Source organism: Roseobacter sp., from assembly GCF_045106495.1.
Classification (GTDB): domain Bacteria; phylum Pseudomonadota; class Alphaproteobacteria; order Rhodobacterales; family Rhodobacteraceae; genus Roseobacter.
Map to the genome: position 1 here is coordinate 383,966 of NZ_JBGCEQ010000003.1, position 23,336 is coordinate 407,301.

Here is a 23,336-nt window from a genome sequence, read left to right on the forward strand (position 1 = left end):
GTTTCTATGAATTCGCCCCTGATACAGCTTTTGGTGCTCGCTGGCATCGCTGTTTTTCTGATATTGCGTCTGAAAAACGTGCTGGGAACGCGTGACGGGTTCGAGAAGCCTCCAGCGCCCAAACAACAACCAAACCGTTTGGGAGGCCCCGAATTCGAAGTCATCGAAGGTGGGCCGGATCTGGATATTGTCGATCACGTGGAAGAAGACAGTTCTGCTGCAAAAGCGCTGGCTGCCATGAAGCGGATCGAGCCATCATTCAGTGTCACCGAATTTCTTGGCGGGGCACGTGGTGCTTATGAAATGATCGTGATGGGCTATGAGAACGGCGAATTGACAGACATCCAGCCGTTTTTGGCAGAGGACATCTATGATTCCTTTGTCGATGGGATTGCCGCACGTGAAGATCAGGGCTTGTCCGTTGAGGCCAACTTCATTGGCGTAAGCGAATTGAAATTGATGGAAGCAACTTTTGACGACGTAACCAAAGAGGCGGAATTGACCATTCGCTTTGTCGCGGAACTTACGTCGGTGGTGCGTAACAGCGAAGGTGAAGTAGTTGATGGCAACGCGAGTGAGTTAAAGCGCCAGAAAGACACCTGGGCTTTCGCGCGCGCCATGGGATCAGATGATCCAAACTGGCTGCTTGTTTCCACGGACGCATGAAACTGTCGCTGGCGGCGGCGATTTTGGCGGGGTCGTTCGGAATGATCGGCCCTGTCACCGCTGAAACCAGCATAAATGTTTTGTCCTTTGACGATCTCGATGGGTGGCAATCGGACGATCACGCTGCGGCGTTTGAGACGTTTCGCACAACGTGCCAGGATATGGACAACCCAGACTGGCGCGCCGTGTGTTCCTATGCAACTTCCAATCCCGATCCAAAGGCATTTTTTGAACTGCTGTTTCGTCCGGTCTTAATCGAAGATGGCAACCCTGCACTTTTTACAGGGTATTTTGAACCCGAACTCACTGGATCGCGACAAAAGACAGGGCGTTTCAGATACCCGATTTATGCAATGCCACCGGAGGCAAAGGAAACTGGTCTCTGGTATTCCAGGCGACAGATTCTTGATGGCGGTGTTTTGCGCGGGCGCGGGTTGGAGATTGCCTGGGTCGATGATCCAGTTGAGTTGTTTTTTTTGCAAATTCAAGGATCCGGGCGAGTCAATCTACCAGACGGTGAAAAGCTGCGGGTCGGATATGCTGGCGCTAACGGGCACACATATAAATCCATCGGCGCAGAGCTCGTGCGTCGCGGGACCTATCAACCACATCAGGTCAGCGCAGAAGTGATCAAGAACTGGGTGCGACGTAATCCTGCGGCCGGTCGCGAGCTGCTTTTTCACAATCCGTCGTATGTTTTCTTTCGGGAGGTAAGCGAGGTTCCATCAGATCGAGGGCCTCTGGGGGCGATGAACCGGTCGGTGACGACTCTGCGCAGTATTGCGGTGGATCCGAAATTCACGCCATTGGGCGCACCCGTTTGGATTGAAAAGGACGGCGAGGACCCGCTGCGGCGTTTGATGGTCGCACAAGATACGGGATCTGCGATCAAGGGTGCGCAGCGCGCCGATGTCTTTTTTGGCACTGGAGATCAGGCGGGACGTGAAGCGGGAAAACTGAAAGACCCCGGTCGCATGATTGTCCTGCTTCCCATTCAGCGCGCTTATGCCATGGCGCCAGATGGTGCGCTGTGACCAGGCGCAAGCTTTCGGCAGAGGATGTTGCGCTCTGGCGGAAGGTAACAGACAGAACAGAAGCGTTCGATCGCCGCAGCACGTTTGACCCGGACGCCTTGACGCCAAAACGTGCGACCAAAATCAATCAGGTCCAAAAACCAGAATTTGGTAGGCAAAATGCAACCTTTCCACAGGAGCGACAGGCGAAGAAAAGCACGATCTCTTTGTCTCCGTCATTGCCCGATATGCTGCGTCATGCGCCCGTGCAAATGGACAAGAAGACATTTGGCAAGATGACACGCGGAAAACTGAAACCTGAAGGGCGCATAGATTTGCATGGTATGACCCTGGATCATGCACATTCAGCGCTGACCAAATTCATTCTGAGTGCGAGCGCATCGGGAAAGAGATTGGTTCTGGTGATTACCGGCAAGGGGAAGAACAGAGACGAGGGTGGCCCGATCCCTGTTCGATTTGGCATATTGCGCCATCAGGTGCCACAATGGTTAAGTACTTCGCCTTTGGCTTCGGCGGTCATGCAGGTGAGCGAGGCACATGTCAGCCATGGCGGCGGCGGCGCGTTTTACGTCTATCTCAAACGGCGGCGTTAGGCAGTTCGCGCTGAAAGCGAAAGATGCCCCATCCTGCAAGTGCTGCGCCGCCAAAGTAGAAGAATGCGATCGGGAACATCTGATCCGAAAAATCAATTCCAAGGTCAATTAGTGCACCGGTTATGCCGGGTCCAATCGCCGAGCCGAAAACCATTAGTGCTGCAGCGGTGGCTTTGATGGCACCCAGATTCTTGGTGCCATAAAACACGGCCCAAAATGCAGTGGTTGCCGTGCCTTGCATTCCCTGCCCGATGCCAAAAATCACCAGCCCCATAGCGGCCATGAAGATGCTATCCGCGAAGGCCAGCACGACAAATGAAAGACCAAAAGGGATCAACTGAAACGGCACTATCCATTTCACGCCGAAGCGGTCGATGGCCCACCCGGTCAGAAAAGTAAACGATATCGTAGCCAGCGTGTAGATCGGCATCAGAGCAACATAAGAGCCCAAACTCCAACCTTTCACTTCTGTCAAATGCACCTGATGAAAAAACAACGCAGTCCCGAAAGCAGAGGGGCCTACAACAAGAGGGATAAGACAGAAAAACAGCGGGTGCCTCAGCAGTTCTCTGCGTGTCCAGTGTTTGCCACCCATGCCAAAACGCTGCGTGTTGTCCGCCAGAGACTGCGGTGTGCGTTCCTGTTGCAACAACATTTGAATGATCGGGATAAAGGCCACAACGCACACTGCCGCAAAAATCCAGAGCAGCCGCCATTCGAAAAATGCTAACAAACCAACAAATATCACCGGTAAAAGCGCTTGTCCGACCGCGTATCCCATTGACGCGAGCGAAAGCGCCCGTCCGCGCGTGGCGACAAACCATCGTGACATCGCAACCGCGCTGAGTTGAGACATCATTCCCTGACCCATCAGGCGCAATGCGAAAACCACTATGATGAGAAAAAAGCCGTTGGGTACCACCGCCACTGTGACGCAAGATAGGGCCAGACAAACCATGACGGCAAAGGAGAGGTTTTTGACACGAAACCTGTCAGTCAGCGAACCTGCCCAGATCATGGTGATCGCGGAAAGCGTTGTGCTGATGGCATAAATGCCGCCCCAGCCACCATCCGTTAAGGAGAACGCGGTTTTGATCTCGTTCGCAAAAAGCGAGATAAAATAGGTTTGACCAAAGGACGAATTGAAAGACAGTAAAAAGCCGGCTGTCAAAAACAGCCGGTTTTCAATTAGGAAGCGCATATATCCCATGCCCCGGTGTCGCAGGCATGCCGCAGGATTGAAAGCTTTAAAGCACGTATCGGCTGATGTCGGTGGACCGCGTCAGTTCGCCGAGGTTTTTTTCCACAAAGGCGGCGTCAACGACAATGTCTTCCCCGGCGCGATCAGGGGCATTGAAAGATAACTCCTCAAAAACCCGCTCCATGACGGTATAAAGCCGCCGCGCGCCGATGTTCTCAATCGACTGGTTCACGTCTGCGGCAATCTTGGCCAAGGCAGCAATACCATCCTGTTCGAAGGTGACATTGACCTGCTCGGTTCCCATGAGTGCGGTGTACTGAAGGGTCAGGGCGTTGTCCGTTTCCGTCAAGATGCGCACGAAATCCTCTTCTGTCAGGGCGCGTAATTCCACGCGGATGGGCAAACGACCCTGAAGCTCCGGTAGCAGGTCCGAAGGTTTGGCGATGTGAAAGGCGCCAGAGGCAATGAACAACACATGGTCGGTTTTCACCGGCCCATGTTTGGTACTAACGGTTGTCCCCTCGATCAAAGGCAGCAAGTCGCGTTGCACCCCTTCCCGGCTGACATCGCCGCCGCGCGCGTCGGATCTGGCACAAACCTTGTCGATCTCGTCGAGGAATACGATGCCGTTTTGTTCCACCGCATCAATGGCCGCTTTGGTGACGGTCTCGTCATCCAGCAGCTTATCCGCCTCTTCGCTGATCAAAACATCGTAGCTTTCGGAGACACGCAAAGTTTTTCGTGTGGTGCGACCGCCCAGCGCTTTGCCAAAGATATCGCCAAGGTTCATCATCCCCATACCACCCTGTTGTCCGGGAATGTCCATCGTCGGGAAAGGGTTCGACGTATCCGCAACTTCAAGGTCAATCATCTCGTCATCCAGCTCGCCGGATTTGAGCTTTTTGCGGAACATTTCGCGGGTGCCCTCACGGGCGTCTGCGCCTGCAATGGCGTCAATGACGCGTTCTTCGGCAGCATGCCTTGCATTGGCCTTGACGTCATCACGCATGTAATCGCGCGTCATCGCAATGGCACTGTCCACCAGATCGCGGATGATCTGCTCGACGTCGCGACCTACATAGCCGACTTCAGTGAACTTGGTGGCTTCGATCTTGAGAAACGGCGCGCGTGCCAATTTGGCCAGACGGCGGCTGATCTCGGTTTTCCCGACACCAGTGGGACCGATCATGAGGATGTTCTTGGGATAGACTTCATCGCGTAAATCATCGCTGAGCTGTTTGCGCCGCCACCGGTTGCGCAGGGCCACGGCAACGGCGCGTTTCGCATCCTTTTGACCGATGATAAATCGATCCAGTTCCGAGACAATCTCGCGGGGGGTAAGGTCAGTCATGATAAGGCCTTTGTAAGATGAGACGGCGGCAACCGGTGCAAGGGGATGAAGCCTGGCAGAAATGTCAGAAGGCGACCGCGGATGCGTTCCCAGCGAGCGCCCAGAAAAAGTAGCACAACGCCCAGAAAGAAAACGGTGAACACAGCGCCATCGCCCTCGAAGATCGCGGCGGTTAGGATCACCGTGTAGCCAATGGCCGCAATCAGAAAGGATCGCCGGTCGATGACAATCGCCACCAACGCGAAAAGCGTCAACACAGCCACAAGAGCGGCGTTCGACCAAGCCTGATCGCTGTCCAAGAGTGTCAGTGCAATGGTATTTACCAATGCAGGTGCCGCGACCACGTGCAACCAGAACCCGTTCGCGGCCCGACGTGTCACGCGGTGTGGATCTGACATGTCGAACCACATGGCGATGGAGAAAACAAAAATGCCCACTGCCAAGGTGATCCACGCAAATGGACCGCCAGCTGACAAGAGAAACAGCGCCTCAATGGAGTTAGGCGACCCCCTGCTGTTGCCTGCGATGAGGATGGCCACGCCAAAACCTGCGATGGCGATGAGGGCTAGCGCAAAGGGAACCCGAAACCGCCACCAGTAAATGAACAACGCGAGTGTTGCGAAGATCAAAGGTCGGGGCAGACTGCTGTTGTCGCCCTGCGCGACCATGAATATTTCGGAAAATGCGCCCGCAAACCCATAAGCGGCATTGATGGCAAACATAATTGACAGTGCAATGGCAGGGGCCACCATCCGGCGACGTCGGACAAAGTATTCGGACAAGATCCAAAGGGATGCGGCGGCAAAGACGCCAGAGAAGATCAGGGTATTGCGCAGACTCAGAGGGTCGAACGTCATGCTAAAGGTGACGATACCAACCCAGCCCATGGCCAGAATGATAAGGCCGACCACAATAAAGATTTCGTTGAAGCCTTTGAAGAGTTCAAACGGCTCATCGCCCGGTGCCAGGTTTTCGCGCGCGCCACTGCGACTATGAGCAAGGCTTATCAAAGCTGCGGCTTGTGCTTCTGTCACAATCCCGGCGCTGACAGAGGCCCGAAGATCGTCTCGGTCAATCATGCAGTGATCTTTTCAACCGTCAGATTGCCATTTGTGTAGACGCAGATATCTGCGGCAATGGCCATGGCGTCGCGCGCAATCGTTTCGGCGTCGCGGTCGCTGCCCATCAACCCGCGCGCCGCAGCCAATGCATAATTGCCGCCTGATCCGATGGCGGCCACGTCATGTTCTGGTTCCAGAACGTCACCTGCGCCGGTGATCACAAAGATGTCTTTGCCATCTGAAACAATCAGCATGGCCTCGAGCTTTTGCAGGTACTTGTCGGTGCGCCAGTCCTTTGCAAGCTCGACACTGGCGCGTGCCAGCTGACCAGGCGTTGCTTCGAGTTTGGTCTCCAGGCGTTCCAACAAGGAGAATGCATCCGCGGTGGATCCGGCGAACCCGGCGACGACGTCAAATCCGCCGGGGCTCAGGCGTCGCACCTTGCGTGCGGTTCCTTTGATCACGGTCTGACCTAGTGATACCTGTCCGTCACCCGCGATGACCACTTCACCGGCTTTCTTCACGCCAATGATGGTTGTGCCATGCCAACCGGGGAACTCTTCTCGTGCCATTTCGGCCTCCTTACTAGTGATGCTCTATATGGCGCGCCGGTTTCAGGGGTACAAGTGCATCCGCCCGCCGTCGCTTAAACGGTGTGCGCAGACGGCAAAAGGGCGCCCCATTGGAACGCCCTTGAAAGTCAAATCATCACTACGTCTCAGATTGACTCTTCGATCCAGCTTTGCAGGGCGGCCTTCGGTTTTGCGCCCGCCATGTTGGATACGACCTGGCCGTCTTTGAAAATGAACAAGGCAGGGATGCCACGCACGCCCATTTGAGCGGGGGAGTTCGGATTGTCGTCCACGTTCACTTTTACGATCTTCACCTTGCCGTCCATTTCGGTGGAGAGCTCCTCCAAAGACGGACCGATTTGCTTGCAGGGGCCGCACCACTCAGCCCAGAAATCGACCACAACGGGGATGTCGGAATTTTTCACTTCGGTGTCGAAAGTTTCATCAGTTACAGCAAGGGTGGCCATCGTGATCTCCTGACTGGCTATGCTTGAGGGATGAACTTATGTAGCCGCCTCTCCCGCGTCAAGATGTAGCGTGCTTTCTAACGCCCGCGTCACGATTTCGTGCGGCAAATACACCAGGGTCGCAGCAAAGGTCCAACATATGGCGACTTCAATTCGGTGGTTTGGGTAAATCTGGGCCAAAGCATGAGCATAAGCGCCCATTTGACGCAAAATGCCGTCGGGACAGTCCTCGGGGCTTGGCGGAACGATCCGGTTGGTTTTGAAATCCACGGCCAAAACCCGGTCGGAAGACACAATCAGCCGGTCAATCACGCCCGAAAGACGTGCTTTGGCAAAGGGCGCTGAAATCGCGACTTCTGCCAGCGAGTCGTCCGCAAAAAGAGGCGCCAGGGCATCAGATCGCAAAACCCGTTGTGCTTCCTGGAAGGCCTCTGCGTGATTGTCATCATCTGGCCCGGAGGAACTTAGTGATGTTGCGGTCACCGGCCATTGGTTTTCCGGCATTCTGCTCAGGTGTTCCAGATAGCTATGCACCAGCGTGCCGTAAGCCATGGCGGCGTCTTCGTCTCTGCCGCTGTCACCGGGCAACGCCTTTGCCCCGCCAAGTTCGGAGGGCGACAGAGTTTCCATCGCGGGGGCTGCATCGGGCGGCGCTTTCCAGAACCAGTTTTCCAGGCTGATTTCCAGATCATCGCTCTTTTTCGCTTCTGCGATTGGCAGCCCATCCCACTCCCCATGGGCGTGGCGTTTGATATCCAAGCCTTGAAACGTCACATCGACGCCGTCTGTGCGATCCAAGGCCGCGTCAACGATCTGATACCAACTGTCGTTTTGCTTCGAAAGCTCGCCCGCCGCCGCAACAATGAGCCACTTCTCTGCCCGCGTCAGCGCGACATAAAGAAGTCTGAGCCGCTCTTCATACTGGGAGGTTTTCATCTGATCGGTGCGTTCTTTCATCACGCCCGGCATATCCGCCGCATGCGTTTTCCAGACCGCATGGCCTTGCATTTTGAGGATATCATCCTTGATCTGGACCGTGCGCTTCCCGGTATCGGGCAAGATAACAATCGGCGCTTCCAGACCTTTTGCGCCATGCACGGTCATGACCCTGATCTGGTCAGACGCACTGTCAATTTGCCGTTTTATCTCAAGATCATCCGTTTCCATCCAGACTAGAAACCCAGTGAGACTTGGAATCGCATTGCGCTCATAGGCAAGCGCTTGGGACAACAGCGCATCCACCCCGTCCTCAGCCTCATGCCCCAGCCTCGATAACAATTTTCGGCGGCCTTTGTGGCGCGTCAAAATCCGCTCGATCAAGTCATAGGGCCGCAGAAAGTCAACATTGGCCCGCAGATCGTTCAAAACGGATAGCGTTTCGGGGTATTGCTCTGCACGATTCCGCAGGGTTTGCCAAAGGTGCTCTTCTGACCGGCCATGCGCGAGTGTGAACAGGTCTTGTTCGGACCACCCGAACAACGGCGATTTGAGCGAGGTGGCGAGCGAAAGGCTGTCTTCGGCCACGGCCAGAAAGGACAAAAGAGCGGCAAGGTCCCGAACGGCCAGTTCGCCGCCAACTTTAAGCCTGTCCGCCCCAGCGATTGGCAGGTTTTTCGTTTTGCAGGCGCGGATGATCTCTGCGAAGAGATCGGAACGGCGCTGCACCAGAATAAGGAAATCTCCGGGCGCGACCGGCCGTCTTACATGCCCTGCATTATCAGGCAAACTGATCGGAATGGTTTGTTCTGTTTCGATCATCTGCTGGATCTGATCCGCGATCTGCCGGGCCAGAACAACCGTGTGATGATGTGCGCCGCGTCGATCCAGGGGCTCATACCAAACGCGGTTGTCCTCATTGGGCTGGCGTTCGATCAGTGGCCAGATGTCAACGCGCCCCGGCAAAACACCCTTGAAAGCAATATGTTTGGCGTCGTCGCTGAACCCTGCATCCGTTTGCTGTTCGAAAGCGGTGTCGACGACGCGCAATATCGCGTCGGAAGACCGGAAGGAATAGGCCAGTGTCAGGCTCTGAAATTCATTTCCGGCGGCTTCAAGCTTATCCTTGAATTCCGCCTCCATTCGGTCGAATTCCTTTGGATCGGCGCCTTGAAAAGAATAGATCGACTGTTTTTTATCTCCGACCACAAACAGCGTACGCGCCACTTCCTTGCGCGCGCCCTCGCCGCTGGAAAACTCGGCAGCCAGCTTGCGGATGACATCCCATTGCGCTGGGCTTGTGTCTTGAGCTTCGTCCACCAGAATATGGTCAATGCCGCCATCGATGCGAAACAGTACCCAAGCGGCCACTGCGGGATCATTCAAAAGATCGCGGGCATTGAAGATCAGATCATCAAAATCGAGCCAACCGCGCAGGAGTTTTTGCTCTTCGTAGCGGGCGATGAAGGGCGCAGCGAATTCATGGAGCGCTTGGGTTTTGCGTGCTGCAGCAAGCGCAAGCCTGGCCTCGCGTGCGTTCTCAACCCGTTCCATGAAGGCATTGAGCGCTGGCATGTGATCGCACAAAGCGCCTTGTGTCGCTTTGGTTGGGAAGCTGCCGACTTTGGCTGTAAACGGTGATTTGGCAGTGGCACCGGTCAGAAATATGCTCTCCAGGTCGGGCAGAGCGCTCACGTCAAGAAGCCCGATCCGGGCCAGCTTTTCAGCTGCTTTCGCGTCATTGCCGCCTTTTTCAAGCATCGAAGGAAGGAGCTTTGCAATTAGGTCGGCCTCCTCGCCCAGAAAGACAGTGTCTGCGATACTTTCTTCCGACAAGTCAGGCGGCTGGCGAAACAGAGACAGTATGTCTGGCCACAACATCGGTTGGGAAAGAGTGTCGCGATGGGCAACCACTGCGCGCGTGAGTTTGCTAAAATCTTCGCCGGTGTAATGCTTTGCGATGCCATCAATAAGCTTGGCTTCGGGACCATCCGCCATTTGATCAACAACCTCGGCCCGTAGCAGGTCAGCTGCACGGTCTTCAATCTCGGTAAACTGCGGGCTGACCCGCGCTTCGAGTGGAAACCGTCGCAACAAAGAGGCGCAAAACGAATGGATCGTTTGGATTTTCAGACCGCCCGGCGTTTCAATGGCGCGGGCAAAGAGTGTTCGGGCATCGCGCAACCTGTCCGCACCGATCTGCCCTGCAATGCCAAGATCGTGCAGCGATGCTGCCAGTTCCTGCGTCGGTAACATGGCCCAGGTGCCCAGGCGCTTGAACAGCCGGTTTTGCATCTCCGAGGCGGCGGCCTTGGTGTAGGTCAGACACAGGATATGCTGCGGTTGTACCCCATCGAGCAACAGTCGCGCTACACGATCTGTGAGCACCCGCGTTTTGCCCGACCCGGCATTTGCAGCCAGCCAGGTTGAGGTATCCGGCCGGGCGGCGCGCACCTGCGCGTCCGAGGCCTCGTTGCGCGGCGTCATGTCAAATCCTCGGGCACGGGTTCGTCGGTGGCGTCCCATTCGCCAAACCGCGCCAGCTGATCATAATCGCTTTCGATCTTGTCCTCTTGCATCATGCGCCGTGCAGTAAACCCCTGTTCCGGTGTCAGATAGGCGTCGATGAGCTTGCGCAGATTGCTCAGTACCTCGCGGGGTTGTTCATCTTCGATGGGCGCTGGTACCTCTGCTGGCGATGTGCCCAAGCCGATGAAAATGGCCATCGCAACATGGCAAATGCCGAGCGTTTCAAACGCGCCTTGCTCAACCATCGCAGCTTCGATCAGCAGTTGTTTATCAAAGGTGGCTTGTTGTTTTTTGGTCGGCGGCTTGCCGGTTTTGTAGTCGTAAAGCAGCACATCGCCCTGCTCCGTCTTGTCCAGACGGTCCGCGCGCGCTGAAAGCGTGAAACCGATGTCCGGCCAATAAAGCGCGCCCTTCGCCTGCCCCTCGAAAGCCACGGGCGTTGAATAAGTCCGGCGTGCGCTTTCGCGGTCCACAAACCACTGGGTAATCTTGTCGATCCGGGCCAGCCACATGGCACGCGCTGCTGGCCAGGGTACATCATTGGTCATAACCTGACGGGCAACATGGCTCAGATGGCCCGCTGTCAAGAGTTCCGGGTCAGACAGAGTATCTTTAACGAAGCGCTCCATGATGTCGTGAGCTACATTGCCACGCATCAGGGCATCGGGGCTTTGAACAAGCGGGCCGAGGCGGTTCAGATGCAACACATGGCGCGCATAAATTGCATAGGGGTCGCGGATCAGACGTTTGATCTCTGTCACCGATAACGCATGTGGCCTTGCTGCTATCGGCGGTCGTGGCGATGGCCGGGCCGCAGGGTTTGTGCGCTCCACATGTTCAAAGACGCGCAATTTTGCCAGCCACAGGTTGCCACGCATCCGCATTTCGCGGAGCGCTGACGGGCCGTTCTGCTCGCGCAACCCCGCAAGCAGGTTCTGCAATCTGTTCAACCATCGAGACGTTACCGTTTCCGCGCCATCAGAACGGATGGCGCGTGTCAGCCAAACTTCTTTAGCCCCGATCGCCTGTTGGTAGTCATGCGCAGATAGTCCAATGCGCCGCTCTGGCAGCAACAGGCCGGCTTGGTGTCGTAGTGCGCGGTTCAGCCAGGGATCAGGCGACGGGGCTTCGGGCCAGGTGCCGTCATTCAGACCGGCCAGAATAACCAGATCCGCGCCTTGAACCCGGGCCTCCAGCGTGCCCCAGATCATGATGTTGGGATGCGGTGCGTCCCTGTCGCGGATCTCTTCGCCAGAGAGCAGCGCGCCGACGAGATCGGCATAGTCAGAAGCTGTCATGGCGGTGCCGAAAACGGCATGCTCTTTGAGGTTTTCCATGACCTCATGCGCTTTTTGGCCTGCGTTCTTTTGCCAAAGCTCACCTGTGTCAAGCCCGTTTGCGCCGGAGGAAATTGCCTCCGCAAGCGCGACATGCGCGTCCACCCATGTCGTCAAAGGTCGCGTTTCGCTGGTCATGTGGCCGCAAAAAGTACGTCCTACCCACCGCGCCCAATCGTCTATTTTGGCTTGTTCCTCGGTTTTAATCACAGATTTTTGCAGCAACCGGATCACACCGTCAGGATCGGGGTAAGGCAAGCCTTTTTGCCGTATGCGCAATTCGAACCTTTGCGTAGTGAGCGCATGCGGACCCCGATCCACGCTGCTGTGGCTCAGCGGATGTTTGAGCAAGGTCAGCAACGTCTCCGCATCGAGCCTTCGCACAAACAGCCCGGCGACATGACGCAAAAACCGCCCCGGCGGCGACAGTTGTAAGGGTATCCCGGCGGAGTCATCGGGCAGGATGTCCCATTGATCCAATGCGGCCGTGACTTGGCGGGTCAAAGTCCGGTCCGGTGTGATCAGCGCCGCAGTTTCGCCTCGCTCAGCCGCCTGTCGTAAACGCAAGGCAATCGCCATAGCTTCGTCGCGTGTGCTCGAAGCTTCGAGTAACGTTACATCCTTAGTTGCGTCTGCGATTCCATTGAGCTGCGTGCCTTCGGTCAACCACGCATCGGTCACTGGGGCTGGTCGAAGCGACAGCGAAACAAGGGCGTTTCGAGCTGACGACGGTGCGGGCGTGTCGTGCCAAGCTGATATGTCATTACGGTCTGCACCAAGCTCGGACATCAATCGGTGAAACCGAAACTGAGGATGGTCTTCGGACAAAAGCGCATCATCGAGATGGGACCAGACCCAGCGGGGCATTTCAAAATCGAAACCGGGTAGGATCAAGGCACCCTGGGGCAACTTGGCAACGGCCTTCATTAGCAGCATTGTTGTCCCGCGTGACCCTGTAGATCCTGCAATGATGACGGGGTGTTTCGGGGGATCGAGCACCCATTTGGCGGCAAGCGTTGTAACGATCAAACGCTGACGTGCTTCGCTGTCCGGAGATGAACGGGTGTCATCCAGGTAAGCTTGTGCGATCTGGATGAATTTCAGGGCGCGTTGCCAGTGTCCGGATTGATCCGTCACGTCCAGGTTGGCGATCACATCGCCGGTCACGCCCTCGCCTTGCATCTCGTCCATCAAGGCGGCCAGACTGTCGGTCAGGTCGTAGAGCGAAGAGCGTGGCGCTAAGTCTTTTTCCTGGTTGAGCAGTTGAGATACCAGCGCAATCAACTCCAGCCTGCGACGTAACGGCGTTACGGCTTTTGGTATCGTGATGGCCGGATCGAGCAGATCGAGATCCGTGACCAGACGAATTTGCGGCAAAAGAATTGCCGGGCCTGCGTCAAATAATCCTCGCAATCTTCTTTGCATGCGGCGGGTGTTCACGATCAACTGAATGCGCGCCATGGCCTCCGGGGGTTGGTTTTCCAGACGCGATAGTAGCCCTTCTGCCAGTTCGCGTGGAAAATCGATGCCTGGTGCGATGCCGAAAAGGCGGTGTTTGGCGTTGGGGTCAAACACTGCCTTGCGCCAGCCTGGCTTGGGCGATGTCGACACCTGCCGGATGACCTACGTCGCACCATTCGCCAGGGTAGCTTAGCCCGAACAGCCGGTTCTCTGCCAACATTAGATCCCAGATCAGATTGAGCGAAAATTTAGTCTGGTCCACGTCCTTAAGGCGGTCGGTTTTGATGATTTGGGCGCCGCCATAGACATGCCCCTGCCCGCGCATCAAGCGCCCTTGCGGATCGATTTGGAAATCTCCCGATCCATCATAGCCAAGTGTTTGGGAAACTGGCACACAGATCAACAAAGCGTCCATGGCATCCGGTTGCCACGCGTCACGCAGAAGATCTAAAGGGCTTTGCCCGACCCAGACCGCGTCTGTGTTGAGCGTATACACCGGGTCGTCGCCCAGAATTGGCAGCGCATTGCGCAAACCGCCGCCCGTGTCCAGTATGTCCGGACTTTCCAGAAGCGTCTGAACGCCCGTGTCTGCTAGGTGTTTCTCAAGCGGTCCGGGTTTATAGTGCGTATTGGCGACAATACTGTCCAATGGCATGTTCGCCGCCTGGTCCAAGGCGTAGTCGATCAGTGGTCTACCGGCCACCTCAACCATCGGTTTTGGTCGGTCATTGGTCAGAGGTCGCATCCGCGCGCCAAAGCCCGCAGCAAAAAGCATCAACGATCTGGGCATGTCGCGCATTGTGATCTCAATTTATCCAGAATTTCCGATGATGGCGGTGGCAGCGTGTTGTTGAGTACCTTCGCGATGTCTTGCAAAGCGGGATGTTTCAGGTTGGTTTGAATGTGCTCCCAGACGCGCGGGATCAGGTCGACATAATGCGTCTTTCCATCACGTAGGCACAAACGCGCAAAGACGCCCAGAATGCGAAGATTGCGTTGTGCCCCAAGGATTGCATAGCTTTCGGCGAATTGTTCTGGATCTTGCGTGCTTTGTGCCAGAAATCGCGTAATCATCTGCTTTTCCAATTCCGCCGATACGTCGCGCCTCGCGTCTTGCAATATCGACACCAGATCATAGCCTGCATGACCAAGCATGGCGTCCTGAAAGTCAAGCAAGCCAACCTTCTGGACTCCCTTTCGTTCCGGCAACCAAAGAAGGTTTTCGGCATGATAATCTCTCTGGATCAAGACCTGTGGCTGTGCGTCCAAAGGTCGGAATAAGTCATGAAAAGCTTCGCCGAAGGCGGTTTTCGCGGCAGCATCAACAGATCCCGTCGCGCCAAACAAGTACCAGTCGAAAGCCAATGCGGCGAGCGGCGCGGTAACTGAGGCGCAATATGGCGCCAGATCAGGCGGTGGCTCTTGATGCAGGTGACACAAGACATCTACCGCGGATTGATAGAGAGCCAGTTCCAGAGAAGGATCGGTCGCAATCACCCGCGCAAAAAGATCATCACCAAGGTCCTCAATCAACAAAAACCCGCGCGCTGTATCCTGCGCAAAAATCCGTGGCGCGCTCAGCCCGGCTACCGTGAGGAAGGTTGCAATTTTTACAAAAGGCCGGACGTCTTCCCCTTTTGACGGGGGTGCATCCATCAAGACGGCGGTTGTCCCATCTTGCCGCAGTACGCGATCGTATCGACGGTTTGAAGCATCGCCTGCCAAGGGCGTGATATGTGCATCACCCCACCCGGCCCGCTTGACAAATTCACTTATCTCAGCGCGTCGGCTCATTTCGGTATCCAGCACTTCAGTTTGTCGGTCCAGCGTGCATCTTTCCAATGAGCGGTCATCATGCGGGAATCTTCGTCGGGGCCATCAGTCAGCGTCAGATTGAGCGCCGCGCTTGGGTTCAGAACGCCAAGTTTGTCAGGCCATTCAACCAGACATATCGCAGTTTCGAACGCATCCAGAAGACCAAGTTCTTCGATCTCGTTTGTAGAGCCGATCCTGTACAAATCGGTGTGCCAAATTATGCCTGCCTTTGTGTCATAGGTTTGCACCAATGTGAAAGTTGGTGAAGGCACATCTTCGGGTACTGCAAGCAGCGATTGGATCATCGCCCGGGAAAAATGGGTTTTGCCAGCACCAACCTGTCCGTGCAGCAAAATTGTATCGCCTGATGCCAGAGTTGGCGCCAATTGTGCCGCTGCATCGGTTGTTGCCGCGCCGGATGACAACAACATTGAAAAAGAGTTCCCCGCCATTCCCCTATGCTTACTCTGCGCAGAACCGGCTGCAAGGCTTAAGACAGTTTAAGATGCACGCGCGCTTGGATTAGGGAGCTTTGGTTTGGTTGTAGCGCTTTCGGTAGTGGCAAACCGGATCACGGTCGCGCCAGATGCAATCCGTGACACCGTGCAAGACAATGACGTTCCACTGTTTAACGTCGCTGTCATGTTCCAGCTCGTTCGATCGCTGATGTTGCGAACAAAATCAGTCAGCGCTGCCCAGCGCGCGCCTGGTTTACATGACCGTTTCCACTCCTGCACAGAATCCAGAATTGTCACATCGGCGAAAGAGTTGTCTGGGTCCAGCCCCCAAAGGTCCCGATATGCGACATTGCAAAAAGTCAGCACTCCAGTGGACGAAAAGACGACAAGACCCTCGTCGAATGTATCCATCAAAGATTGACCCAGTTCCAATTCGGCCCGGAAATTTCTGGTTAGGGAAATTTCGGCGCTGATGTCCTCAATCAGAAAAGCGATGGCACCATCGGGATGCGGTCTGCCGCGCACACGGTAAGTTTGGCCAGTTTCGAGGGTCCATGTTTCTTGATATCTGCCGTCCGTTGCGGCAGAGATCACATCAGCGATCTCTTGGCGCCAGGAATGGTAATTCTTTGGCTCAGGCATGCGGCGGTTTTCGCGCATACGGTCAAAAAATGACAAAAGCGTCGGCCGACCGCTGAGGAAGTCAGCTGGTAAATCCGTCAGGTCAATCAGAGCAGGATTGAACAGGACCAATTGTCCGTTACGGTCGAATATTGCCAACCCAATTGAAAGTTGGGCGAAAGTTTTCGCCAACGTCTGTACGAAATTTCGCTGCGCTGCTTCCGATTTGACGATAGCGTTGACATTAACAGCGTGGAAAATGGTGATGTCGCCAACGGTGACAGCGTTTACGTCAAACCAGTCTTTACCGCCGTCCAATGCAGTTCGGGTAGAAACCCTCTGACGTCCGACCTTCTGGTTTTGCTGTTCGATGATTTCAAAGACGGGCTTGGTCGCTTGCGGCGCAGTTTTGTGCAAACGTTCGTAGAGATCCTCATAGGCCGCGTTGAACCATGTCACCTTGCCTTGCGCATCAACTTGCCAGACGGCATGCGGCGTTGTGTCACTGGCCCGACGAAGATCAGCCAGCTCGCGATGAATTGCCCGCAGTTTTTGCGATTGCGCCGCATTGATCATACGATCATCGTTCATATGAACTTGAATGTATTGACCGCGATGCGTGAAGTTCAGCGTTGCGATATCCTCGGCGTGACGTGCTTCAACGGTCATGCAACCGGGATGATTGAGCGGTGGCCTTTCCGGCAAGCTAGGAAATCTATTCAGCATCCTTTCGCGCCATGACTGCCAGTCATCCTGGCCCGGCGTCACACGATAGAGCTGTTGGGCGGTTTCTGAGACGTGTTGCAATTCTTCTTGGTCAAAAAGAAAGGAAACGCCGTCCGGGCTCAATGCCGTTCGTCTATCAGATGTCGAGTTCGCAGCCTGTTTGGGCGTCCTGCTGATCCACAGCAAGGCCACTAGCGCGCTTAAACCAGCCGCACCTACGATAGCAGCGATGTCCCATAGAGGCATAGGCCGCAGATTCCTGTCTTGTTTGAAAACAGCACATTATTTGCCTAGCTTGGTTAACGGTGGGTTAATTTTACGTGCAACTAGACCGTGATGTGCTGATTCTCACCTAGCCCAAATTCATGATCGTCCTGTTTTGCGGTGACTCTGTTCCGGCGCCAGGTGACCTTAACGACGGCCCCAAAATCGAACGGCATTTTCGCATTTGGATTTGCCGGGTCCCGCCCATTCGCAAATTGTAGCTCCGCGCCCGATCTTTCCAGCAGGGTCTTGGCAATGAAGAGGCCCAGTCCCATACCTTCATATTCAGGACGCATAGGGTTTCCGGGCTCTGGCCGGCGCCGCCGCATAAATGGATCTCCGATCCTGCCCAAAAGCTGTGAAGGAAAGCCACGACCGTCGTCCATAATACGCAAAGATATGGTTTCGGAGTTCCAACTTGCTTCGATCCAGACCTCGGCTTCCGCAAAATCTACGGCGTTTTGAATAAGATTACGCAAGCCATGGATGATTTCGGACTTCCTGAGAATAACGGGCTGCAGCGCAGCGTCTTCCAGGTGCTGAAAATGAACGGTTTTGCCGCGCCCCATATGTGGTGCCGCGGCTTCTTCGATAACCGCCATCAAAGGCGCGCGGTGCAGGTGTAAATCATCTTTCCCCGTCTGCCCCATGTCGCGCAAAATGTCCCGACACCGATCCGCCTGTTGGCGGATCAAAGCGGCATCGTCACGCAGATCCGGGTGTTCAGACAGTTCTTCATAAAGCTCTCCGCTCGCCAATTTGATCGTTGCCAAGGGTGTGCCGAGCTCATGGGCAGCGGCGGCGACCACACCGCCCAAATCGGTGAGCATTTGTTCCCGTGCCAACGCCATTTGCGTGGCCGCCAGCGCATCTGACATGGAATGAATTTCAGAAGTTACCCGCACTGAATAGGCACTAATAAAGACGATGGCGATGATCAAAGCGATCCAATTGCCAAATACAAAGAGTTGTGGAAATTCCAGGACGAGCCCGGATTCCGTGCGAAGCGGAAGATAAAATTGCGACAAAAACGACACCAGAACAATTGCAGTACTGCCTAAAACGACGGTAGACCGCAACGTCAACACTGCGGCTGAAATCGTGACTGGCCCTAACATCAAAAGCGCAAAAGGATTGTGCAAGCCGCCGGTAAGGAACAAGAGAAAACTCAACTGCAGAAGGTCGAACATGACCATCATCATGTTTTCGACTTCGCTCAAGCGTTTGTTTTCCGGAAAAACGAATATGGACACAAGATTGGCAATCACGGAGGCGCCAACCACAAAATAGCAAAGCCCGATTTCCAGTTGCAGCCCATAACCATAGTGCGCAACGGCAATTGCTGACAGTTGTCCGCCAATGGCAAACCAGCGCAACAAAATCATGGTCCGGAGCCGGATCCAATTTGCGCGGGTGTCGCCGCTCATAGGTCTGACATTGGTGTCCGGCATCTCACTCACCGCTTATTGAGTTGCATAGATGTCGCAAGACGTTACGACTGCGATTTGATAGGAACACCCTAACGTACTTTAGGAGAAGCGAAACCCATGCGCTATGTCGCTGTATTGTCCATTGTCGCGGTTATCGGACTTCTCGGAGGTGTCTGGTATGCTACTCAATCCACGCAAAGTGATGACCAATTCGCACAGTGTCGTGCAAGCCAGATCGCGGGCGGGGCCGCCTCGATTGGCGGTCCGTTCGAATTGGTGAATGGACAAGGTGAAACCGTAACCGACAGTGACGTAATCACCGAACCTACGATCATTTATTTTGGGTATACTTTTTGCCCTGATGTCTGTCCCATTGATACGGCGCGAAATGCAGAAGTTGTTGATGCCCTCGCAGAAAAAAACATCTCCGTGACGCCGGTTTTTATCTCGATCGATCCCAAACGGGATACGCCGGAGGTCGTTGGTGATTTTGCCCAGAACCTGCATGAACGCATGATTGGACTCACGGGTTCAGCGGAGCAGGTCCAGGCCGCGAGCGAAGCCTATCGCACTTATTACAAAGCACAGGCCGGAGAAGACGACTACTATCTGGTGGATCATTCCACGTTCAGCTACTTGGTGTTGCCCGAGCACGGTTTTGTGGAATTTTTCCGCCGCGAAACCGCCGTTGAAGACATGGCTGCCACAGTGGCGTGTTTTGCCGAAAACGCCTGATAAGTCCATTTTTAGGGGCAACAAATTTGACGATTTGCCCGCTCTGCAACATATAGTGTAAAATATGTGCGCAAAGAAAGGCTTCCAATGCTGGATGCATCTGAATTGAACCTTGAAGAAGATACCAGCCTTTTGTTGGTGGACGATGACGAACCCTTTTTGCGACGCCTCGCAAAAGCAATGGAAAAACGTGGTTTTGCAGTTGAAACTGCCGGTTCGGTTGCAGCAGGCAAAGCCATTGCAACGGCCAGACCGCCAGCGTTCGCAGTCGTTGACTTGCGGCTGGAGGATGGAAATGGCCTCGATGTGGTCGAAGTGCTCCGAGAATACCGTCCGGACGTGCGTGTTGTTGTACTGACAGGATATGGCGCTATTGCGACTGCGGTCGCGGCCGTGAAAATCGGGGCAACGGATTATCTGTCTAAGCCAGCGGATGCGGCGGATATTGTAAATGCGCTGCTGGCACATGGTGACAACATGCCGCCGCCTCCTGAAAACCCGATGAGTGCGGATCGAGTGCGCTGGGAACATATTCAGCGGGTTTACGAGCTATGTGATCGGAATGTCAGCGAAACGGCCCGCAGGCTCAGTATGCACCGCAGAACTTTGCAACGGATTCTGGCAAAGCGATCGCCGCGATAGAGCTGGAACGGGCGGCCTAGAGGTCAAATCGCTTACTGATTCGATCAACAATTTGCCCGCTCTCAAGGCCAACTTTCTCCTCGAAGTGCCAGTCCCGGAATCCACGGCTCTGGTAGTAGGTCAGTCCACCTTCGTTATCCGCGCGGATTGTTGCGTTGATCCAGCGGTACCCCAGCATTTTTGCAGCTTTTGATGTGGCTTCAAACAACGCGGAACCGATTCCAATTCCGGTCTGACCCAACTGCACGAATGTCGCGATATCTGCGGCCGCGGGCGGCAATTTCGAATGCGGCGAAATCCATTGAAAGCCCACAACCGCTTCACTTTCGTTTACGGCGACGCTCCAGGCCGATTGACCCGGTGCGCTCGCCATCCATTCTCCCAGATCCCGATCGGTGACGGGTCTGGTTAGTGCCGTTGTACCGCCCTTTTCAATGATGTCATTGAGAAGTCTTGCCATGGACCCGCTGTCCAACTCCATTGCGGGGCGCACTTTGATCATCCCATGAGCCTCAATAAGTCATCATGGCGGTCTGTAAATGCGTTGCGCGTCTCAACCGGTGCCCGCAGAACAATCGTCAAATCATTGATAATTGCTACATCAGGCGTGCCAAAAAACTTATTTGCTTCTGAATTGGAGAAACCTGCGATCTGAGTAGCTTCCATCCATGCGCTGATCTTATCCGCTTTCTTGATCTGTCTCTTAATGTGTTTTGGAATGGCTGCGGGTAAACCAAATCGAATGTGAACTGCAGCGGCAAGCCGATCATCCAGCGCGCCATAGCCTGGACCAACCGCGGCCTTTACCGGAGAAATCAAATCGCCAATCACATACTCAGGCGCATCATGGAGCAGTGCGGCCAACCGCCATTTGGCCGGCGCCTTGGGTGCGATGCGCGCAAAAAGCCTCTCCACCAGAAGAGAATGTTCTGCAACAGAGTAGGCATAATCCCCATGCGTTTGTCCGTTCCAGCGCGCCACAAAAGCCAAGCCATGCGCAATGTCTTCAATCTCGATATCGACAGGCGTCGGGTCCAGCAGATCCAGCCTGCGACCTGAAAGCATGCGCTGCCATGCACGTTTAGGTGTTGCCATAATGTCAAAGCCTGATGTCTGTATTTAGATTATGCCAAAAATTAAAGCAGCATCGTGTGTATCTTACCACTGACTACCACTACTTATTGATGTTCGTTGTTTTGTAAACCATTTGTAAACCATAGCCGTGGTCTCGATGTTAATCATCGGGGGAAGGCGTATGTTTTTCCAATTGGAGCGCTTTCCTCTTCTGTCAGAAGCGAAGATGAAAGGATCTTGCTGTGTTCAAGAAACTCACCCTCGCCTGTTTGACTGTTGGTATGGCCGGCATATCGCCGCCGGCTGAGGCCGCCAATTGCGGCCCGCGCCAAGCAGTCATTGACGGGCTAAAGAAAAAATATGCCGAGCATTTTATCGCCGGTGGCTTGCAGAAATCCCGTTCTGCTCAATCTTTTATGGAAATCTGGTCGTCCCCGGAATCCGGCACGTTTACCGTGTTAGTAACCGCGCCAAACGGTGTCAGCTGCATTGTTGCAGCAGGTACGGATTTCTTCGAAGGACCTCAGGAACCGGACGTTGAAGGCACTGCGAGCTAGTTTTTCTTCGACTGAGTGGGCGCCGAAAAACCGGCTTTTACTTTGTATTCATGTCGATTCAACCTGAAGCATTGTCTCGCTGCATTGCGGGTGCTATCTGCGCTGCAAATCGCACGGATAGGAACCGCACCCAATGGCTAATGACTACATCGTAAAAGATATCGCCCTTGCAGAATACGGGCGAAAAGAGCTCGACATTGCCGAAACCGAAATGCCAGGCCTTATGGCGTTGCGCGAAGAATACGGCGAAAGCAAGCCGCTTCAGGGCTCGCGGATTGTCGGCTCGCTACACATGACCATCCAGACCGCCGTTTTGATTGAAACGTTGGTTGCTCTTGGGGCGGACGTGCGCTGGGCGTCATGCAACATTTTCTCAACCCAAGATCACGCTGCGGCGGCGATCGCTGCAGGCGGTACGCCTGTGTTCGCGATCAAAGGTCAAACGCTGGAAGAGCATTGGGACTATCTGGACAAATCCTTTATGTTCGACGAAGGACCCAATCTGATCTTGGACGATGGCGGTGACGCAACACTGTACATTCTGATGGGTGCGCGGGTTGAGGCCGGTGAGGATGAGCTGATCGCGATCCCCAAATCCGAAGAAGAAGAAGCTATTTTTGCGCAGATCAAAAAACGCATGGCCGCCAGCCCTGGCTGGTTCACGAAAATGCGCGATCAGATCAAGGGCGTGTCCGAGGAAACAACTACAGGTGTTCACCGTCTCTATGAACTGGTGCGTCAAGGACAACTTCCATTCCCGGCGATCAACGTAAACGATTCTGTCACCAAGTCGAAGTTCGACAATAAATACGGCTGCAAAGAGTCCTTGGTGGACGGCATACGTCGCGCCACCGACACGATGATGGCGGGCAAAGTGGCTGTCGTTATGGGCTACGGCGATGTGGGCAAAGGCTCAGCGGCATCTCTGAGTGGCGCTGGTGCACGGGTAAAGGTAACCGAGGTCGACCCAATTTGCGCGCTGCAGGCTGCGATGGACGGTTTCGAAGTTGTTTTACTCGAAGATGTGGTTGGGTCCGCTGACATTTTCATCACCACCACCGGAAACAAGGACGTGATCCGCATCGAGCACATGCGCGCGATGAAAGACATGGCGATCGTTGGCAACATCGGCCACTTCGACAATGAAATTCAGGTCGCGGCACTGAAAAACCACAAATGGACCAACATCAAAGAACAAGTGGACATGATCGAGCTGCCAAATGGCAATCGCTTGATACTTTTGTCTGAAGGACGTTTGCTGAATCTCGGAAACGCCACGGGTCACCCGTCTTTTGTAATGTCTGCGTCCTTTACCAACCAGGTCCTTGCGCAAATTGAGCTATGGACCAAGGGGGATGACTACAAAAACGACGTTTATATCCTGCCCAAGCATCTGGACGAAAAAGTGGCCCGCCTGCATCTTGACCGCATTGGTGTGAAACTAACTGAGTTGGATGCCGACCAGGCTGCGTATATCGGTGTCGCGCCGGAAGGTCCGTTCAAGCCGGAGCACTACCGCTACTGATTTCCGAGCAATTTGAAAAGAGCCCTGCCATGCAATCCGTGTGGCGGGGTTTTTTGCGCCGTGTCCTTACTGTAAACTAAATCCAACTCTTCTGGTGTTTCCACCGACAACGTTTTTATACCCAAGCGCCCAAAAATTTGCGATCGGCGCTTTGGCGGGCAGTCGCCGACAAGAGTGACGGGGAAAACCAAGTTGCAAAAACCCCTTTTGCGGGCTGCCTTTAGCCTTTAGGCTTTCTTGGAGGTCAGATTTGACTGACCAAAAGTCCAAGGTGGGAGATT

General features: G+C 54.6%; 21 protein-coding genes. 7 read left to right on the forward strand and 14 right to left on the reverse strand.

The annotated features are described in order from the left end of the window. Positions 1-6: 6 nt before the first annotated feature. Genes AB8B75_RS03760 through AB8B75_RS03770 form a run of 3 tightly spaced genes read left to right on the forward strand, consistent with a single transcriptional unit; the run spans position 7 to position 2,293 of the window. Entirely contained in the window at positions 7-666 is a 660-nt protein-coding gene (locus tag AB8B75_RS03760) for a Tim44/TimA family putative adaptor protein (protein WP_405359946.1), read from the forward strand. After that, a complete protein-coding gene (locus tag AB8B75_RS03765) occupies positions 663-1,700 on the forward strand; it encodes a murein transglycosylase A (RefSeq protein WP_405359947.1) in 1,038 nt (345 codons plus the stop codon). The genes AB8B75_RS03760 and AB8B75_RS03765 overlap by 4 nt, the downstream gene beginning before the upstream one ends. Then, a complete protein-coding gene (locus AB8B75_RS03770; RefSeq protein ID WP_405359948.1) occupies positions 1,697-2,293 on the forward strand; it encodes a Smr/MutS family protein in 597 nt (198 codons plus the stop codon). Before AB8B75_RS03765 ends, AB8B75_RS03770 begins: the two co-directional genes overlap by 4 nt. Here AB8B75_RS03770 and AB8B75_RS03775 read toward each other — a convergent pair. The 12 genes from AB8B75_RS03775 to regB all read right to left on the reverse strand — a co-directional run bounded on the left by AB8B75_RS03775 (position 2,277) and on the right by regB (position 18,543). Continuing rightward, positions 2,277-3,503, reverse strand: a complete 1,227-nt coding sequence (locus tag AB8B75_RS03775; protein ID WP_405359949.1) for an MFS transporter — start codon at positions 3,501-3,503, stop codon at positions 2,277-2,279. The genes AB8B75_RS03770 and AB8B75_RS03775 overlap by 17 nt on opposite strands. Positions 3,504-3,540: 37 nt before the next feature. Then, a complete protein-coding gene (hslU, locus tag AB8B75_RS03780) occupies positions 3,541-4,845 on the reverse strand; it encodes an ATP-dependent protease ATPase subunit HslU (RefSeq protein WP_405359950.1) in 1,305 nt (434 codons plus the stop codon). Continuing rightward, positions 4,842-5,924, reverse strand: coding sequence for a hypothetical protein (locus tag AB8B75_RS03785; RefSeq protein WP_405359952.1), 1,083 nt, complete (start codon positions 5,922-5,924; stop codon positions 4,842-4,844). The genes hslU and AB8B75_RS03785 overlap by 4 nt, the downstream gene beginning before the upstream one ends. After that, a complete protein-coding gene (gene hslV / locus AB8B75_RS03790; RefSeq protein ID WP_405359953.1) occupies positions 5,921-6,478 on the reverse strand; it encodes an ATP-dependent protease subunit HslV in 558 nt (185 codons plus the stop codon). Before hslV ends, AB8B75_RS03785 begins: the two co-directional genes overlap by 4 nt. Before the next feature lie 146 nt (positions 6,479-6,624). Further along, a complete protein-coding gene (trxA, locus tag AB8B75_RS03795) occupies positions 6,625-6,945 on the reverse strand; it encodes a thioredoxin (protein ID WP_405359955.1) in 321 nt (106 codons plus the stop codon). Between the two features lie 36 nt (positions 6,946-6,981). Then, positions 6,982-10,368 (reverse strand): double-strand break repair helicase AddA, encoded by a 3,387-nt coding sequence (addA, locus tag AB8B75_RS03800; protein WP_405359956.1) that lies wholly within the window; start codon positions 10,366-10,368, stop codon positions 6,982-6,984. Continuing rightward, on the reverse strand, positions 10,365-13,322 hold the full coding sequence (gene addB, locus AB8B75_RS03805) for a double-strand break repair protein AddB (RefSeq protein WP_405359957.1): 2,958 nt from the start codon (positions 13,320-13,322) through the stop codon (positions 10,365-10,367). The genes addA and addB overlap by 4 nt, the downstream gene beginning before the upstream one ends. Then, the gene (locus tag AB8B75_RS03810) at positions 13,315-14,007 is read right to left on the reverse strand and encodes a nucleotidyltransferase family protein (RefSeq protein ID WP_405359958.1); all 693 of its coding nucleotides are present in this window, start codon (positions 14,005-14,007) and stop codon (positions 13,315-13,317) included. The genes addB and AB8B75_RS03810 overlap by 8 nt, the downstream gene beginning before the upstream one ends. Then, positions 13,983-15,002, reverse strand: coding sequence for an aminoglycoside phosphotransferase family protein (locus AB8B75_RS03815; RefSeq protein WP_405359959.1), 1,020 nt, complete (start codon positions 15,000-15,002; stop codon positions 13,983-13,985). The genes AB8B75_RS03810 and AB8B75_RS03815 overlap by 25 nt, the downstream gene beginning before the upstream one ends. After that, positions 14,999-15,475 carry a tRNA (adenosine(37)-N6)-threonylcarbamoyltransferase complex ATPase subunit type 1 TsaE gene (gene tsaE / locus AB8B75_RS03820; protein WP_405359961.1) on the reverse strand — a complete coding sequence of 159 codons (477 nt, stop codon included), beginning with the start codon at positions 15,473-15,475 and terminating at the stop codon, positions 14,999-15,001. The genes AB8B75_RS03815 and tsaE overlap by 4 nt, the downstream gene beginning before the upstream one ends. A gap of 48 nt (positions 15,476-15,523) precedes the next feature. Further along, positions 15,524-17,074, reverse strand: a complete 1,551-nt coding sequence (locus tag AB8B75_RS03825) for a PAS-domain containing protein (protein ID WP_405359963.1) — start codon at positions 17,072-17,074, stop codon at positions 15,524-15,526. A gap of 80 nt (positions 17,075-17,154) precedes the next feature. Continuing rightward, positions 17,155-18,543, reverse strand: coding sequence for a sensor histidine kinase RegB (gene regB, locus AB8B75_RS03830; RefSeq protein ID WP_405359965.1), 1,389 nt, complete (start codon positions 18,541-18,543; stop codon positions 17,155-17,157). 96 nt (positions 18,544-18,639) lie between these two features. On the opposite strand from regB, the gene AB8B75_RS03835 reads away from it, so the two are divergent. Continuing rightward, positions 18,640-19,257: an SCO family protein gene (locus AB8B75_RS03835; protein WP_405359966.1), complete on the forward strand. Its 618-nt coding sequence runs from the start codon at positions 18,640-18,642 to the stop codon at positions 19,255-19,257. Between the two features lie 87 nt (positions 19,258-19,344). Then, entirely contained in the window at positions 19,345-19,899 is a 555-nt protein-coding gene (locus AB8B75_RS03840; RefSeq protein ID WP_405359968.1) for an ActR/PrrA/RegA family redox response regulator transcription factor, read from the forward strand. A gap of 16 nt (positions 19,900-19,915) precedes the next feature. Here the strand turns inward: AB8B75_RS03840 and AB8B75_RS03845 are convergent, their stop codons facing one another. Together AB8B75_RS03845 and AB8B75_RS03850 are read right to left on the reverse strand one after the other, a co-directional pair. Continuing rightward, positions 19,916-20,401 (reverse strand): GNAT family N-acetyltransferase, encoded by a 486-nt coding sequence (locus AB8B75_RS03845; protein ID WP_405359969.1) that lies wholly within the window; start codon positions 20,399-20,401, stop codon positions 19,916-19,918. Then, the gene (locus tag AB8B75_RS03850) at positions 20,398-20,994 is read right to left on the reverse strand and encodes an HD domain-containing protein (protein WP_405359971.1); all 597 of its coding nucleotides are present in this window, start codon (positions 20,992-20,994) and stop codon (positions 20,398-20,400) included. Before AB8B75_RS03850 ends, AB8B75_RS03845 begins: the two co-directional genes overlap by 4 nt. Before the next feature lie 221 nt (positions 20,995-21,215). On the opposite strand from AB8B75_RS03850, the gene AB8B75_RS03855 reads away from it, so the two are divergent. Continuing rightward, entirely contained in the window at positions 21,216-21,530 is a 315-nt protein-coding gene (locus tag AB8B75_RS03855; RefSeq protein WP_405359972.1) for a hypothetical protein, read from the forward strand. Between the two features lie 133 nt (positions 21,531-21,663). Further along, on the forward strand, positions 21,664-23,055 hold the full coding sequence (ahcY, locus tag AB8B75_RS03860; protein ID WP_405359974.1) for an adenosylhomocysteinase: 1,392 nt from the start codon (positions 21,664-21,666) through the stop codon (positions 23,053-23,055). The last annotated feature ends 281 nt before the right edge of the window (positions 23,056-23,336 follow it).

Excerpts from the sequence above, each read along its gene's own strand:
- AB8B75_RS03760 (WP_405359946.1), top strand. The coding sequence starts at position 7 with ATGAATTCGCCCCTGATACAGCTTTTGGTGCTCGCTGGCATCGCTGTT.
- ahcY (WP_405359974.1), top strand. The coding sequence starts at position 21,664 with ATGGCTAATGACTACATCGTAAAAGATATCGCCCTTGCAGAATACGGG.
- tsaE (WP_405359961.1), bottom strand. The coding sequence starts at position 15,475 with ATGGCGGGGAACTCTTTTTCAATGTTGTTGTCATCCGGCGCGGCAACA.
- AB8B75_RS03765 (WP_405359947.1), top strand. The coding sequence starts at position 663 with ATGAAACTGTCGCTGGCGGCGGCGATTTTGGCGGGGTCGTTCGGAATG.
- AB8B75_RS03835 (WP_405359966.1), top strand. The coding sequence starts at position 18,640 with ATGCGCTATGTCGCTGTATTGTCCATTGTCGCGGTTATCGGACTTCTC.
- hslU (WP_405359950.1), bottom strand. The coding sequence starts at position 4,845 with ATGACTGACCTTACCCCCCGCGAGATTGTCTCGGAACTGGATCGATTT.
- AB8B75_RS03775 (WP_405359949.1), bottom strand. The coding sequence starts at position 3,503 with ATGGGATATATGCGCTTCCTAATTGAAAACCGGCTGTTTTTGACAGCC.
- AB8B75_RS03825 (WP_405359963.1), bottom strand. The coding sequence starts at position 17,074 with ATGCCTCTATGGGACATCGCTGCTATCGTAGGTGCGGCTGGTTTAAGC.
- hslV (WP_405359953.1), bottom strand. The coding sequence starts at position 6,478 with ATGGCACGAGAAGAGTTCCCCGGTTGGCATGGCACAACCATCATTGGC.
- AB8B75_RS03845 (WP_405359969.1), bottom strand. The coding sequence starts at position 20,401 with ATGATCAAAGTGCGCCCCGCAATGGAGTTGGACAGCGGGTCCATGGCA.
- AB8B75_RS03785 (WP_405359952.1), bottom strand. The coding sequence starts at position 5,924 with ATGATTGACCGAGACGATCTTCGGGCCTCTGTCAGCGCCGGGATTGTG.
- trxA (WP_405359955.1), bottom strand. The coding sequence starts at position 6,945 with ATGGCCACCCTTGCTGTAACTGATGAAACTTTCGACACCGAAGTGAAA.
- AB8B75_RS03815 (WP_405359959.1), bottom strand. The coding sequence starts at position 15,002 with ATGAGCCGACGCGCTGAGATAAGTGAATTTGTCAAGCGGGCCGGGTGG.
- AB8B75_RS03850 (WP_405359971.1), bottom strand. The coding sequence starts at position 20,994 with ATGGCAACACCTAAACGTGCATGGCAGCGCATGCTTTCAGGTCGCAGG.
- AB8B75_RS03840 (WP_405359968.1), top strand. The coding sequence starts at position 19,345 with ATGCTGGATGCATCTGAATTGAACCTTGAAGAAGATACCAGCCTTTTG.
- AB8B75_RS03810 (WP_405359958.1), bottom strand. The coding sequence starts at position 14,007 with ATGCGCGACATGCCCAGATCGTTGATGCTTTTTGCTGCGGGCTTTGGC.
- addA (WP_405359956.1), bottom strand. The coding sequence starts at position 10,368 with ATGACGCCGCGCAACGAGGCCTCGGACGCGCAGGTGCGCGCCGCCCGG.
- regB (WP_405359965.1), bottom strand. The coding sequence starts at position 18,543 with ATGCCGGACACCAATGTCAGACCTATGAGCGGCGACACCCGCGCAAAT.